Here is a 15,016-nt window from a genome sequence, read left to right as displayed (position 1 = left end):
GCGCTCGTGCGGGAAGCTCGCTGCGACCGCAGCGGCGCGGGTCAAATCCGGGTTAACGGCAAGTCTGCCCGGAAATCGAGGCCGATTTGCGCCGCGATCGCTGCACGGGCGCCGCAAACGTGTGCGGCAGCGGCGCCGGGCGGCTGCATGCGAACCGCGCGGAATCAGTCGAGCCCGCCCTGGCACAGGTACTTGATCGACAGGTAGTCGTCGAGGCCGTAGCGCGAGCCTTCGCGGCCGTAGCCCGATTCCTTCACGCCGCCGAACGGCGCCGCCTCGCTCGCGAGCGCGCCTTCGTTGATCCCGACGATGCCGGTTTCGAGCCGCGCCGACACGCGCGCGATGCGCCGCACGTCCTGCGTGTAGAAATACGCGGCAAGCCCGAACGGCGTGTCGTTCGCGGCGTCGACGGCTTCGTCTTCGGTATCGAATCGGAACAGCGCGGCGATCGGGCCGAAGGTTTCCTCGCAGGTCAGCTGCATGTCGGCGCTCGCGTCGGCGAGCACCGTCGGCGCGTAGTAGTGCGGCCCGAGTTCGGTCAGGCGCGTGCCGCCCGTCAGCACGCGCGCGCCGCGCTCGATCGCGTCGCCGACGTGGCGCGCGATCTTGTCGACCGCGCGCGCGTTGATCATCGGGCCGATCTGCGCGGCCGGGTCGGTTGCCGGCGCAACCTTCAGCGCGGCAACGCGCGCGGCGAGCTTCGCGGCGAAGGCCTCGTAGACGCCGGCCTGCACGTACACGCGGTTCGGCGACACGCAGGTCTGGCCGCCGTTGCGGAACTTGGCGGCCATCAGCCCGTCGACCGCGGCGTCGAGTTCGGCATCGTCGAACACGATGAACGGCGCATTGCCGCCGAGCTCCAGCGACAGCTTCTTCAGCGTCGCGGCCGACTCGCGCGCGAGCAGCTTGCCGACGGGCGTCGAGCCGGTGAACGTGATCTTGCGCACGCGGCCGTCGGCGAGCCAGTCGGCCACCGCGTCGATGCCGCGTTCGCGCGACGCGGCGATCAGGTTCAGCACGCCGGGCGGCACGCCGGCTTCCTGCGCGAGGAAGGCCAGCGCGAGCGCGGTGAGCGGCGTGTCCTCCGCCGGCTTCGCGACGACCGTGCAGCCGGCCGCGAGCGCGGGAGCGATCTTGCGCGCGATCATCGCGAGCGGGAAATTCCACGGCGTGATCGCGGCGACGATGCCGATCGGCTCCTTGAGCGCACTCAACCGCTTGCCGCGCTGCTGCTGCGGAATCAGGTCGCCGTAGGTGCGCGTCGCTTCCTCGGCGAACCACAGCACGTACGACGCGCCATACGCGACTTCGCCGCGCGCTTCGGCGAGCGGCTTGCCCTGTTCGCGCGACATCAGTTTCGCGAGATCGTCGGTGTGCGCGACGATCGCCGCGTGCCACGCACGCAGGATCGCGGCGCGTTCGCGCGCGGGCGTCGCGCGCCAGGCGGGCAGCGCGCGTGCGGCCGCGTCGGTCGCGGCGCGCGCGTCGGCGGCGCCGCTGTCGGGTGCGTGGGCAACGATGTCGAGCGTCGCCGGATCGGTGACGTCGAAGCGACGGCCGTCGAGCGCGTCGCGCCACGTGCCGTCGATCAGGTTGGCGGTGCGAACGAGTTCGGTTCGGGACAGCGTAAGCGGCATGACAGGTCCTTGGGTGAGGCGGTTCGGCGGCGACGCCGGCGGCGCGGGCGCGCGACGACCCCGCGCGGACAGCGGGCTGCCGCGTTCAAGGGTGCCGCACGTTGCGGTCAGTGCCGTTCGCCGAACAGCGATTCGAGCGGGTAGTGCCGTTTGACGAACGGCGACTTGATGATCACGTAACTGAAATACTTCTCGATGCCGATGTTCTGCTCGAGCAGCCCTTCGACGATCGTCTGGTAATGGCTCACGCTGCGCGTGATGAACTTCAGCAGATAGTCGTAGCCACCGCTCGCGAGGTGGCATTCGACGATCTCGTCGACGTTGCGGATCGCCGCGACGAAGCGGTCGAAGTCCTCGCGCCGGTGGTCGGCCAGCGTGACCTCGGTGAACACGACCTGCACGTCGCCGAGCTTCTCGAGCTGGATGTGCGCGCCGTAACCGCCGATGTAGCCGGCCTTCTCGAGCCGCTTCACGCGGATCAGGCACGGGCTCGGTGACAGCCCGACCGCATCGGCCAGCTCGACGTTGGTCATGCGGCCGCGCTTCTGCAACTGGGAGAGGATGCGCAGGTCGATGCGATCCAGCTTGCTGTCCGTCATGTTTACGTGAGAAGGGAAAAAATGGAATGTCCGGTTACTTTAGAGTCGAACGATGGCCGCCACAAGCCCGGCTTTCCCTTGGCCCGTCACGCCGGCTGCGCATGCGCGACGTCGAGCGCGCGCTGCACGCCCGGGTCGGCCAGCACGTCGTCGAGCGTCTTGCGCACGCGTTCGAACATCAGGTCGAACTCGCCCGCGGTGAAGCTCAGCGCCGGTGCGAAACCGAGCACGCCGTCGCCGAACGCGCGAAACACCACGCCGTTCGCGTACGCGGCCGCCGCGATCTTGTCCGGCACGTTCAGCGCCGCGTCGAAGCGCGTCTTGTGCGCCTTGTCGGCCACCAGCTCGAGCGCGCCGAGCAGGCCGGCCGAACGCGCGTCGCCGACGAGCGGATGCGCGCGCAGCGCGTCGAGCCCCGCCGCGAAGCGCGGCGCCAGCGCCTGGCCGTTCGCGAGCAGCCCGCCTTCGTGATAGAGCTTCAGCACCTCGAGGCCGATCGCGGCGCTGACCGGATGCGCGGAATACGTATGCCCGTGACCGACCGCGGCCGACTCCGTGCGGCTGCCCGCGATGCCTTCGTAGATTTCGTCGGACATCAGCACCGCGCCCATCGGCGCGTAGCCGGCGGTCAGGCCCTTCGCGACGGTCATCAGGTCCGGGTCGACCTGTTCGGTCTCGCACGCGAACAGCGGGCCCGTGCGGCCGAAGCCGGTGATCACCTCGTCGGCGACGAACAGGATGCCGAGGCGCCGGCACGCGTCGCGCATCGCCTTCAGCCAGCCGGCCGGCGGCACGATCACGCCGCCGGAACCCTGCACCGGTTCGCAGAAGAACGCGGCGACGTTGTCCGCGCCGAGTTCGGCGACTTTCGCGTCGAGCGCGGCGACCGACGCGGCGATCAGCGCCTGCGGATCGTCGCCGAGCGGATGGCGGTACGGATAGGGCGACGGGATGTGGTGCTGGTCCGCGCGCGGCAGGTCGAAATGACGGTGGAACGCGGGCAGCGCAGTCAGCCCGGCGCCGATCGACGACGAACCGTGATACCCGCGTTCGAGCGCGATCATGTGCTTCTTCGACGGTCGGCCGGTCGCGTTGAAATAGTGCGTGATGAAGCGCACCGCGGAGTCGACCGCGTCCGAGCCGCCGAGCGTGAAGTACACGCGGTTAAGCGAAGGCGGCGCGAGCGCGGCGAGCCGCTCGGCCAGCTCGATCGCCGGCTGCGACCCGAAATGGAAATAGCCGGTCGCATAGGGCAGCTTCGCCATCTGGTCGGCGGCGGCCTTCACGATGCTGTCGCGGCCGTAGCCGACGTTCACGCACCACAGGCCCGAGAACGCATCGAGCAGCGTATGGCCGTCGGCGTCGCGCAGGAACACGCCGCTCGCGGAGTCGAGCACGGTGACGCCGCGCGCCTCGTGCACGCGGTAGTTGACGACGGGGTGGATCAGGTGTTGACGATCGGCTTCGATCAGCGCGGCTTGGTTCATGGCGGGGAGGGACTCTCGTCGGGTGTCAGCGTGAGTTCATGCTACCGGGCGAGAAATCCGCACGTGTCTTCAATTTGCGCCATGAAACGTATGAAAACGGCGTTTGCACGGGGCGCTTCGGCATTTTCTGCTGCGCGCCCCGCCGGGCCGGGCGCGTGCGTCAGTAGCCGCGCGCGCGATCGACGACGCCGATCATCGGCTGGCCCGCGCGGTGGCGCGCGAGGTTCGCGAGCACGGCGTCGACCGCGGTATCGGGCCGCGTCGCGCTCGCAATGTGCGGCGTGATCCGGATACGCGCGTGTGTCCAGAACGGGTGGCCGGCCGGCAACGGCTCGGGGTCCGTCACGTCGAGGATCGCGCTGTCGAGCCGGCCGCTCGCGAGCGCCGCGAGCAACGCGGCCTCGTCGAGCTGCGGGCCGCGCCCGACCTGCACGAGCGACGCGCCGGCCGGCAGCGCGTCGAACACCCGCGCGCCGAGCAGCCCGCGCGTGCCGTCGGTGAGCGGGAGCAGGCAGATCAGGATGTCGGTGCGGGCCAGGAACGCGTCGAGCGCCGCGTCGCCCGCGTAGCAGTCGATGCCGTCGAGCGTGCGCGGCGTGCGGCTCCAGCCGGCGCACGGGAAGCCGAAGCGCCGCAGCGTGTCGAGCACGGCCTGGCCGAGCGTGCCGAGCCCGAGCACGCCGACGCGCCGCGACGCGGCGGCGCGCACGGGCCGCTCGCGCCACACCTGCGCGCGCTGCTGCGCCGCATAGTCGAACAGGTCGCGGTGGATCGTCAGCACCGCCTGCGTCACGTACTCGACCATCCCTTCGACGATGCCCGGCTCGATCATCCGCACGACCGGGATGTGCGCGGGCACGCGCGACAGGTCGAACTGGTCGATGCCGGCGCCGACGGAGAACACGACCTCGAGATTCGGCAGCAGCGCGGCCGGATCGTCGGGCGGCTGCCAGGCGGCGAGATAGCGGACGGTTTCAGGGTCGCCCAGGTCCGGCCAGATCCGGAACGGGAGGTCGGGCGCCTGTTGCGCGAAGCGCTGCGCCCATTGCGCGCCGCGCACCGGGTCGGCCTTGTAGAGAAAGCTCATCGCGCGTGCCGCTCAGCCGAGCGCCTGGTTCACGATCGCGAACGTGCGCAGCGCCGGGTCGCGCGCGGGCGCCGCGCCGCGCGCCATCGCGACGACCGTGTCGACGCGCGGCAGCCCGAGCCCCTGCAGCCAGTCCGACAGCCCGCTGTCGCCCGGCACGTCGAGCCGCACGAACATCCCTTCGTGCAGCGCGAGCCAGTGGCTGATCAGCGCCTGCGCGCGCAGCGCGTCGGGCGCGATCACCGGGCCGATCACATGGCCGCGGCCGAAGCGGCGGAACAGCGCGAAGCCGAGCAGCTCGCCGTCGCGATCGAGCGCGATCCCGTTCGCGACGCCGAGCAGCGCATCGATCACCGCGTCGCGCGGATAGCCTGCCGCGCGCGAGGCGAGCGCCGCGAGGCGCGGGCCGTCGTTGGTGCCGAGCGGGCGCAGGCGCTCGCCCGGCGGCAGCGAGATCAGCGGCGGCTGGAACGCGGCGCCCTGATGCTGGTCGATCGTGCCGATCGCCTCGAAGCCGAATTTCACGTAGAGCGGTTCGCCGGACGGCGTCGCATGCAGGAAGATCGTGCGCGCGCCGAGGCTGTCGACGACGCGCGCGAGCAGTTCGCGGCCGATGCCGCGGCCCTGGCGCTCGGGCGACACGATCACCATGCCGAGCGACGCGTGCGCGTCGCCGAAGCGCCAGCCGAGCGCGGTGCCGACGATGCCGCCTTCGTCTTCGGCGACGAAGCCGTTGCCGAGCTGGAGCGCGAAGCGCCAGTCGTCGAGCCGGTGCGGCCATTTGACCGCTTCCGACAGACGATGCGCGGCGGGCAGGTCGGTGTCGGCGAACGGACGATAGATGAGCGTGCTGGAAGGGTTGAGATCGGACACGCCGGACTCCGGATGGGTAGGAATGACATATCGACTCTGCCAGCGACACCGCGGCGCGGATAGGACGATTCGCCTGTTTTCCGGCGACGGCGGGCGGCCGGGCGAGATCGACGCAAACCGGCGCGATCGGCGCGCGCGAACGCGCGCTTCATGCCGGCGCGGCCCGCCAATCCGACAGCTTCTGCTGTGGGAATGACACTACGATGGAACTGCAGCGGCGCCGCCCGGGCGAGCCGCGCCGGGCACGCCGGAAGTTGGCGCGCCGCGGTTGCGTGAAGCCTGCCGGGGCGGCCCGCGGCGCCGCGCGCGACCGTGCCGCAGATCGTGCTGCCCGCGGCCGGCAACACGCGGCGAATCTGCGTTTCGACCGGCGTCGAACGATGCGCGACGGATTTTTTGCCCTGATTCAATTGCATTGAACCCAGCCCGTCCCCGGCCCTGCCGGGGTTTCATACCGACAGGACCTCACCATGATCCAATTTGAACCGAAGTTCATCACGTTCGACTGCTACGGCACGCTGACCCGCTTCCAGATGGCGGACCTGGCGCGCGAGATCTACGCGGACCGGCTGTCGCCGGTCGCGATGGAGGATTTCGTGCGCGCGTTCGCGGCCTATCGGCTCGACGAGGTGCTCGGGGCGTGGAAGCCGTACCGCGACGTCGTCGTCAACGCGATCCGGCGCACCTGCGCGCGGATCGGCACGCCGTTCGACGAAGCCGAGGCCGAGCGCTTCTATCATGCGGTGCCGACGTGGGGCCCGCATCCGGACGTGCCGGCCGGCCTGTCGCGGCTCGCGCAGAAGTACAAGCTCGTGATCCTGTCGAACGCCATGGACGAGCAGATCATGAGCAACGTCGACAAGCTCGGCGCGCCGTTCCATGCGGTGTTCACCGCGCAGCAGGCGCAGTCGTACAAGCCGCGCATGCAGGGCTTCGAATACATGTTCGGCAAGCTCGGCTGCAAGCCCGAGGACGTGCTGCACGTGTCGTCGAGCCTGCGCTACGACCTGATGACGGCCGAGGATCTCGGCATCAAGCACAAGGCGTTCGTCAATCGCGGGCACGAGCCGGGCACGCCGTTCTACAACTACTACGAGGTGTCGGACATCGGCCACCTCGCGACGCAGCTCGGGCTGTAAGCGTCGCCGCGCCCGCGGGCGGCTGCGTGCCCTGCGCGCGCGGCCGTGCCGGCAGGCCTGTCGGGACCGGCCAAGGGGACGCGACGGCCGTGCCCGTTTACGCGTCCGCTCACCGCAACGAATCGAGGGTAATTACCGATACGGCGCCATTCAAGGCGGGGCCGCCCGAGCCGATATATGTACCGAACGGTTAATATCGCGAGGCCCCCGCATGAAGTTGTCCACGAAACTGCTGATGCTCGTCGTCGCGGCGCTGCTCGGCGTTGCATTGCTCGCCGCGATGTCGCTGCACACGCTGCGCGACGCGCTGATCGACAGCCGTCGTGACGAGATCGTCATTCTTCTAACCAAAGCCGAGCATCTGGTCGACTCGTATCGCGCGATGCAGGCGAGCGGAACGCTCACCCGGGAGCAGGCCCAGCAGCAGGCCAAGGCCGCGTTGTCCGCGCTCAATGCGAATTCGAAGAGCTACTACTGGGTGACGACGTCCGACGGCGTCAACCTCGTGCATCCGAACGCGAAGTTCATCGGCACCCGCGCCAAGGGCAACCGCACGACCAGCGGCCTGACCGACAGCGAGGCGTACCGCGCCGGAATGGCCCAGGCGCACTTCGCGCTCGTCGACGTGCTGATCAAGCGCAGCCCGGACGCGGACGTGGAGCCGAAACTGCAGGGCGTGGTCGCCATTCCGGACTGGGACTGGTGGATCGGCACGGGATTCTTCTACGACGACATCAACGCGGCGTTTGCGCGGCTCGCGCAGGTGCTCGGCGCCATCACGCTCGTCATCGCCGCGGCGCTCGCGGCGATCGCGTGGGGGGTGTTGCGCAGCGTCCGGCGGACGCTGGGCGGCGAGCCCGCGCAGGCGGCCGGGATCGCGGCCCGCATCGCCGCCGGCGAACTGGACGTGCAGTTCGATACGGCGCACGCCGCGCCGGGCAGCCTGCTCGTCGCGCTCGGCGACATGAAGGCGCGACTGACCGAGACCATCGCCGACATCCAGACCACGACCCACTCGATTGCCGTCGGCACCGGCGAGATCGCGCAAGGCAATCTGGACCTGTCCCAGCGCACGGAGGAACAGGCCGCGTCGCTGCAGCAAACGGCCGCCAGCATGGAACAGATCACGTCGACGGTCAGACAGAATGCCGACAATGCACGTCAGGCGAACGCGCTCGTGACCCACGCGAAGGAGGCGACCGAACTCGGCGGCGCCGCCGTGCGGGAAGTCGTCGAAACGATGCGGCAGATTTCGGACGGATCGGTGCGGATCGCCGACATTACCGTCGTGATCGAGAGCATCGCGTTCCAGACCAACATTCTCGCGCTCAATGCCGCGGTCGAAGCCGCGCGGGCCGGCGAGGAAGGGCGCGGGTTCGCGGTCGTGGCCGCGGAGGTCCGCTCGCTCGCGCAACGCAGCGCGGCGGCCGCGAAAGACATCAAGGGATTGATCGAGGCGTCGGTCGAGCGGGTCGGCAGCGGCAGCCGGCTCGTCGAGACGGCGGGCGCGCGCATGACGGAGATCGTCCGGTCGATCGACCGGGTCGCCGACATCATGGGCGAGATTACCGCGGCATCCGCCGAGCAAAGCACCGGCATCGAACAGATCGGCCTGGCGGTCGCGCAGATGGACGAAGTGACCCAGCAGAATGCCGCGCTGGTGGAACAGGCCGCCGCGGCCGCGTCCTCGCTGGATGAACAGGCGGCACGGTTGAGGGCCGCCGTATCGGTGTTCAGGCTGACGGCCTGATTGCTCGACGGTCTGACTGCCTGACTGCCTGACTGCCTGACTGCCTGACTGCCTGACTGCCTGACTGCCTGACTGCGTGACTGCCTGGCGGCCTGACCGCCTGACCGCCTGACCGCCTGACCGCCTGACCGCCTGACCGCTTGGCGGCCGCGTGCCCGCACCCGCCGGCAACGCCATCACCTCGCCTTCCTGACGCCACGCCGACAGGTGTCCGGCGTGGTGCTCACCAACCTGCCGGCGCCGACCGCGTCGCAGCGGGGAGTCGCGGCTCGGCTGCCCGCCACGGGTTCGCGCCCGGCGTCGGATCATCCGGCCGCATCCCTGTTGTCCGCCTGTCGTCCGGCAAAGCCGCTTCGATGTCGCGGCAATCTCCTGACCTTTCATGCGCCGGCCATCCTCGCGGCCGGCGCCCGCTGTCCGATGCGTGCGCGATGTTCCGGTCGTATCGGGCGCCGCGGGCCGCGAGCACGCATTCCACACAAACATGCGGTTTGCGTGTGCCGAACGCGTTTCGGATGCCGCGCGGCCAATTTTGTCGGCGCAATCTGCCGCGCGAATCACTTTACGATTTCCTTCGTCGCGCACGTATCGCGCAGTCGTCGCGACGCGGCATCGAGCCGATGGCGGTACGCGTGGTCACGCAGCAAATCATGCTGCGCGGGCGGTCCAAAACGGTCGAATCGTATCGTCCAGCCGCCCCGAATCGCGATAACCCGCATTTTGGCGATGCTTAAATGAACTCAATGAGCACGACGTCGCGCCCGCGACCAGCACGCGGGCACGACGGGATTCTCGAACCACGCTGGACCCCAGGACCCACTTTCCACAGTCAGGAGCAGTTCGGATGAGCGACGATATCGACAACGGCAGCAAGGGCGGCTTCACGCGCCGCGACATGATGCGGGTCATGGCGGCGAGCGGCATGATGGCCGCCGGCGCCGGCGGGCTGCTGATGCAACCCGGGAGTGCCTTTGCGGCACCCGCGCCCAAGCGCGGCGGCAAGATCCGGGTTGCGAACGAATCGGGCTCGACGGCTGATACGCTCGACCCGGCCAAGGGCTCGACGGGCGCCGACTACATTCGTTTCTTCATGTTCTACAGCGGCCTCACGCAGCTTGATGCGAGCCTGACGCCGCAGATGAATCTCGCCCAGTCGTTGCAGACGACCGACGCGAAGACGTGGATCATCAAGCTGCGCAAGGGCGTCACGTTCCACGACGGGAAACCGGTCACGCCGGCCGACGTGGTGTACTCGCTGATGCGCCACAAGAACGCGGCCACCGCGTCGAAGGTCAAGCCGCTCGCCGATCAGTTCGCCGACGCGAAGGCGAGCGGCCCGGACGAGGTCACGCTCGTGCTCGCGAGCGCGAATGCCGATCTGCCGGTGATCCTCGCGACGCCGCAACTCGTGATCGTCAAGGACGGCACGACCGACTTCAGCACCGGCATCGGTTGCGGCCCGTACAAGCTGAAGTCGTTCAAGCCGGGCGTGTCGACCGTCGGCGTGCGCAACGACAGCTACTTCAAGCCGGGGATGCCGTATCTCGACGAGATCGAGCTGATCGGCATCAGCGACAGCGCCGCGCGGCTGAACGCGCTGCTGTCGGGCGACGTGCACCTGGTCAACGCGATCGATCCGCGCTCGACGCAGCGGGTCGCGTCGACGCCGGGCTATGCGCTGCAGGAAACCAAGTCAGGGCTCTATACCGACCTGATCATGCGCAGCGACAACCCGATCGTCGCGAACCCCGATTTCGTCGAAGGGATGAAGTACCTGTTCAATCGCGAGCAGATCCGCTCGGCGGTGTTCCGCGGCTACGCGGTGATCGGCAACGACCAGCCGATCCCGCCGGGCCATCGCTACTTCAACGCGTCGCTGCCGCAGCGGCCGCACGATCCGGACAAGGCGAAGTTCCTGTTCCAGAAGGCGGGCGCGCTGGGCGCCGCGCTGCCGCCGATCTATGCGACCTCCGACGCGAACGGGTCGATCGAGATGGCCGTGCTGCTGCAGCAGGCCGGCCAGAAGATCGGGCTGAACCTGCAGGTGAACCGCGTGTCGGCGGACGGCTACTGGTCGAATCACTGGATGAAGCATCCGCTCGGCTTCGGCAACATCAACCCGCGTTCGAGCGCCGACGTGCTGTTCACGCAGTTCTTCAAGTCGGACGCGCCGTGGAACGAGTCGGGCTGGAAGAACCCGAAGTTCGACCAGCTGCTGCTCGCCGCGCGCTCGGAAACCGACGACGCGAAGCGCAAGCAGATGTACGGCGACATGCAGGTGCTCGTCGCGCAGCAGTGCAGGGTCGGCATCCCGGCCTTCATCAGCTTCCTCGACGGCTACGACAAGCGGCTCGCGGGCCTCGGCTCGATCCCGACCGGCGGGATGATGGGCTTCATGTTCGCCGAGCACGTGTGGTGGAACGCCTGACGCCGGCGCGTGCCGCCGCCGTGCGGCCGGTGCGGACTGCCGCGCCGGCCGCACGCGGCCTTTACGGGAGTGAAGTTTCATGAATCGAATCCTGCTTGGACTGATCGGCCGGCGCATCGCGGTCACCGCGCTGACGCTGCTGATCGTGTCCGCGATCATCTTCACGATCACGAACCTGCTGCCGGGCGATGCCGCGCAGGCCGCGCTCGGCCAGTCGGCGACGCCGGAGACGGTCGCCGCGCTGCGCCAGCAGTTCGGCCTCGACATGCCGGCCCACGTGCGCTACCTGCACTGGCTCACCGGGCTGCTGCACGGCGATTTCGGCCGTTCGCTGTCCGGCGACATGCCGGTGTCGGCGATGATCGGCGGGCGCCTGCCGAAGTCGCTCGCGCTCGCGGCGATCACGACCGCGGTGTCGGTGCCGATCGCGCTGCTGCTCGGCATCCTCGCGGCGGTCAAGCGCGAGTCGGTGGTCGACCGCGTGATCAGCCTCGGCACGCTGGCGCTCGTCGCGACGCCGGAGTTCCTGATCGCGACGGTCGCCGTGCTCGTGCTCGCCGTGAAGCTGCACTGGCTGTCTGCGCTGTCGTACAGCGGCCCGATCGAGAGCCTGCACGATTTCCTGCGCGCGTACGCGATGCCGGTGCTGACGCTGTGCGCGGTCGTGATCGCGCAGATGGCCCGGATGACGCGCGCCGCGGTGATCGAGCAGTTGAGCGCGTCGTATGTCGAGATGGCCGTGCTCAAGGGCGCGAGCCCCGCGCGCGTCGTGCTGCGCCATGCGCTGCCGAACGCGATCGGGCCGATCGCCAATGCGATCGCGCTGAGCCTGTCGTACCTGCTCGGCGGCGTGATCGTCGTCGAGACGATCTTCAACTATCCGGGCCTCGCGAGCCTGATGGTCGATGCGGTCGGCAATCGCGATTTCCCGCTGGTCCAGGCGTGCACGCTGATCTTCTGCGTCGCCTACCTGACGCTCGTGCTGTTCGCCGACCTCTGCTCGATCGTATCGAACCCGCGACTGCGGACCTGAGCGTCCCGCCCACCTTCCGAGATGCCGACCATGCACCCGACCGAACCCGTTCATCGCAGCAGTGCGCTGCCGCCGTCAGGCGAACCGCGCTCGCCGTGGGGAGGCGCGACGCCGCCCGCCTCGCCGTCCCCCGACCAGCCGCGCAAGCGCCGCGCCGCACGCATCAGACTGACGACCGGCGGCCGCGTCGGCCTGTCGATGGTCGGCCTGATGCTGTTCATCGCGGTGTTCGCGCCGCTGCTCGCGCCGCACGACGTCGGCGCGATCGTCACGCCGGACGTGTTCGCGCCGTTCGGCGCGAAGCTGCCGTTCGGCTCCGACTTCCTCGGCCGTGACATGCTGAGCCGGATCCTGTACGGCACGCGGCTGACCGTGCTGCTCGCGCTCGCGGCGGTGCTGCTCGCCGCGCTGACCGGCACGACGCTCGGGCTGCTCGCGACCGTGTCGGGCCGCGCGGTCGACGAGACGATGAGCCGGCTGCTCGATGCGCTCACGTCGATTCCGTCGAAGATGTTCGCGCTGATGTTCGTCGCCGCGTTCGGCTCGTCGCTGCCGCTGCTGGTCCTGACCGCCGCGGTCAGCTACATGCCGGGCTCGTACCGGATCGCACGCGCGCTGGCGGTCAACATCAGCACGCTCGAATTCGTGCAGGTGGCGCGGGCGCGCGGCGAGAGCGCGCTGTACATCGCGTGCGTCGAGATGCTGCCGAACATGATCCATCCGATGCTCGCCGATACCGGGCTGCGCTTCACGTTCGTCGTGCTGCTGCTGAGCGGCCTGAGCTTTCTCGGGCTCGGCGTGCAGCCGCCGTACGCGGATCTCGGCTCGCTCGTGCGCGAGAACATCGCGAGCCTCGGCGACGGCTCGGCCGTCGCGATCATGCCCGCGGTCGCGATCGCGATCCTGACGGTGGGCGTCAACCTGTTGATCGACGGCCTGCCGCATCGCGGCCGCCGCAAGGGCGCGGCCGCGGCCGCGGGAGAACACTGATGCGAGATGAAACGACTCCGCTCGTCGAGGTGCGCGGGCTGCGCGTGGTCGGCGGCCGGCCGGGCGGCGAGGAAACGACGATCGTCCACGGCGTCGACTTCGAGATCGCGCGCGGCGAGGTGCTCGCGCTGATCGGCGAGTCCGGCTCCGGCAAGACGACGATCGCGCTGGCGCTGATGGGCCATGCGCGCGCCGGCTGCCGGATCGCCGGCGGCGCGGTGAAGCTCGGCGGCACCGACGTCTGCACGCTGTCGGCCCAGGCGCTGACCGCGCTGCGCGGCCGCCGGGTCGCCTATATCGCGCAGAGCGCGGCGGCCGCGTTCAACCCGTCGCGCACGATTCTCGACCAGGTGATCGAGAGCGCGCTGATCCACAAGACGATGACGAAGCGCGACGCGCAAGCGAAGGCGGTCGAGCTGTTCCGCGCGCTCGCGCTGCCGGAGCCCGAGACGATCGGCAAGCGCTATCCGCACCAGGTGTCGGGCGGCCAGCTGCAGCGGCTGATGGCCGCAATGGCGCTGATTACCGATCCGGAGCTCGTGATCCTCGACGAGCCGACCACCGCGCTCGACGTGACCACGCAGATCGACGTGCTGCAGGCGTTCAAGAGCGTGATCCGGCGCTGCGGGATGAGCGCGGTGTACGTGTCGCACGATCTGGCGGTGGTCGCGCAGATGGCCGACCGGATCGTCGTGCTGAGCGACGGCGTGATCCGCGAAGCCGGCGCGACCGAGCAGATCCTGCATGCGCCGACGCACCCGTACACGCAGAGCCTGATCGCGGCGGTCACGCCGAACGATGCCGAACGCGATGCCGATCGTGCCGAGAAAGCGGCGAGCGCCGCGCCGGCGCCGCTGCTCGACGTGCGCGGCGCGATCGCCGGCTACGGCGCGCGCACCGCGAAAGGCTGGCCCGCGAAGGTGATCCTGCACGAGGTGGACCTGCGCATCGGGCGCGGGCAGACCGTCGGCGTGATCGGCGAATCGGGTTCGGGCAAGACGACGCTCGCGAAGGTGATCGCGGGCCTCGTGCCGGCGACGGGCGGCGAGATCCTGCTCGACGGCGAGCCGCTCGCGCGCGATATCGCCAAGCGCACCAAGGAGCAGCACCGCCGCGTGCAGATCGTGTTCCAGAACGCCGATACCGCGCTCAACCCGGTGCATACCGTCGAGCGCACGCTCGCACGGCCGCTCGCGTTCTATCACGGGATCCGGGGCGCGCGTGCGCGCCAGCGTGTCGCGGAACTGCTCGAGCTCGTGCGGCTGCCGCAGGCGGTGGCCGCGCGGCGCACCGGCGAGCTGTCGGGCGGTCAGAAGCAGCGCGTGAACCTCGCGCGCGCGCTGGCGGCCGAGCCCGACCTGATCCTGTGCGACGAAGTCACGTCGGCGCTCGATACGGTCGTCGGCGCCGCGATCATGGATCTGCTGCGCGACCTGCAGGCGAAGCTCGGCGTGTCGTACGTGTTCATCACGCACGACATCGCGAAGGTGCGCGCGATCAGCGACGACATCGTCGTGCTGTACGCGGGCCGCCGCGTGGAGACGGGCAGCCGCGACGCGCTGTGCGCGCCGCCTTATCACCCGTATTCGCATCTGCTGGTGTCGTCCGCGCCGGAGTTGCGCGCGGGCTGGCTCGACGATGCGGCCGAGCGCTGCCACCGGCCGCTGGTGCCGATCGGCGCGAGCGCGGACGACGCCGAGCTGTGTCCGTTCCTGTCGCGCTGCGCGATGCGGGTCGACGGTGTCTGCAACCGGACGGCACCGGTGCTGCGCACGCTCGACAACGGCGCGCAGGTGCTGTGCCATCGCAGCGAGGAAGACCTCGCGCGCTTCCAGGCGGAGCCGGCGCCGGCGGGTGCCGCACCCGAGCAGCCGGTGCGGCTGTAGCGCGCGACACGCCGGCGCGCCGCATAGTCTGCTGCGGCGGTCGCGCAAAACGGCGATTTGTGCGCGTGCCGCGCGCGAATACGCGGCAACTGCGGTTTTTGACGGTG

11 protein-coding genes are annotated in these 15,016 nt (G+C 69.6%); 6 read left to right on the top strand and 5 right to left on the bottom strand.

The window, feature by feature from the left end; translation table 11 throughout:
- Window positions 1-164: 164 nt before the first annotated feature.
- The 5 genes from U4Y91_RS25865 to U4Y91_RS25845 all read right to left on the bottom strand — a co-directional run bounded on the left by U4Y91_RS25865 (window position 165) and on the right by U4Y91_RS25845 (window position 5,683).
- Window positions 165-1,637: an NAD-dependent succinate-semialdehyde dehydrogenase gene (locus U4Y91_RS25865; protein ID WP_321807469.1), complete on the bottom strand. Its 1,473-nt coding sequence runs from the start codon at window positions 1,635-1,637 to the stop codon at window positions 165-167.
- Window positions 1,638-1,744: 107 nt separating this feature from the next.
- Window positions 1,745-2,236: an Lrp/AsnC family transcriptional regulator gene (locus U4Y91_RS25860; protein WP_006749694.1), complete on the bottom strand. Its 492-nt coding sequence runs from the start codon at window positions 2,234-2,236 to the stop codon at window positions 1,745-1,747.
- An 86-nt stretch (window positions 2,237-2,322) separates the two neighbouring features.
- Complete coding sequence (locus U4Y91_RS25855; RefSeq protein ID WP_321807468.1) at window positions 2,323-3,723, bottom strand: aspartate aminotransferase family protein; 1,401 nt, start codon at window positions 3,721-3,723, stop codon at window positions 2,323-2,325.
- Between the two features lie 160 nt (window positions 3,724-3,883).
- Window positions 3,884-4,810: a 2-hydroxyacid dehydrogenase gene (locus U4Y91_RS25850; protein WP_257774280.1), complete on the bottom strand. Its 927-nt coding sequence runs from the start codon at window positions 4,808-4,810 to the stop codon at window positions 3,884-3,886.
- Between the two features lie 12 nt (window positions 4,811-4,822).
- On the bottom strand, window positions 4,823-5,683 hold the full coding sequence (locus tag U4Y91_RS25845) for a GNAT family N-acetyltransferase (protein ID WP_321807467.1): 861 nt from the start codon (window positions 5,681-5,683) through the stop codon (window positions 4,823-4,825).
- A gap of 470 nt (window positions 5,684-6,153) precedes the next feature.
- On the opposite strand from U4Y91_RS25845, the gene U4Y91_RS25840 reads away from it, so the two are divergent.
- The 6 genes from U4Y91_RS25840 to U4Y91_RS25815 all read left to right on the top strand — a co-directional run bounded on the left by U4Y91_RS25840 (window position 6,154) and on the right by U4Y91_RS25815 (window position 14,909).
- A complete protein-coding gene (locus U4Y91_RS25840; RefSeq protein ID WP_044844272.1) occupies window positions 6,154-6,822 on the top strand; it encodes a haloacid dehalogenase type II in 669 nt (222 codons plus the stop codon).
- A 211-nt stretch (window positions 6,823-7,033) separates the two neighbouring features.
- Window positions 7,034-8,572 (top strand): methyl-accepting chemotaxis protein, encoded by a 1,539-nt coding sequence (locus tag U4Y91_RS25835; RefSeq protein ID WP_321807466.1) that lies wholly within the window; start codon window positions 7,034-7,036, stop codon window positions 8,570-8,572.
- A gap of 844 nt (window positions 8,573-9,416) precedes the next feature.
- A complete protein-coding gene (locus U4Y91_RS25830) occupies window positions 9,417-11,000 on the top strand; it encodes an ABC transporter substrate-binding protein (protein ID WP_321807465.1) in 1,584 nt (527 codons plus the stop codon).
- 79 nt (window positions 11,001-11,079) lie between these two features.
- On the top strand, window positions 11,080-12,033 hold the full coding sequence (locus tag U4Y91_RS25825; RefSeq protein WP_321807464.1) for an ABC transporter permease: 954 nt from the start codon (window positions 11,080-11,082) through the stop codon (window positions 12,031-12,033).
- A 30-nt stretch (window positions 12,034-12,063) separates the two neighbouring features.
- On the top strand, window positions 12,064-13,023 hold the full coding sequence (locus tag U4Y91_RS25820) for an ABC transporter permease (RefSeq protein WP_321807463.1): 960 nt from the start codon (window positions 12,064-12,066) through the stop codon (window positions 13,021-13,023).
- Window positions 13,023-14,909 (top strand): ABC transporter ATP-binding protein, encoded by a 1,887-nt coding sequence (locus U4Y91_RS25815; RefSeq protein WP_321807462.1) that lies wholly within the window; start codon window positions 13,023-13,025, stop codon window positions 14,907-14,909. Before U4Y91_RS25820 ends, U4Y91_RS25815 begins: the two co-directional genes overlap by 1 nt.
- The last annotated feature ends 107 nt before the right edge of the window (window positions 14,910-15,016 follow it).

The organism is Burkholderia sp. BCC1993 (assembly GCF_905339865.1).
Lineage (GTDB): Bacteria > Pseudomonadota > Gammaproteobacteria > Burkholderiales > Burkholderiaceae > Burkholderia.
This window is presented reverse-complemented; position numbering and strand designations above follow the sequence as displayed.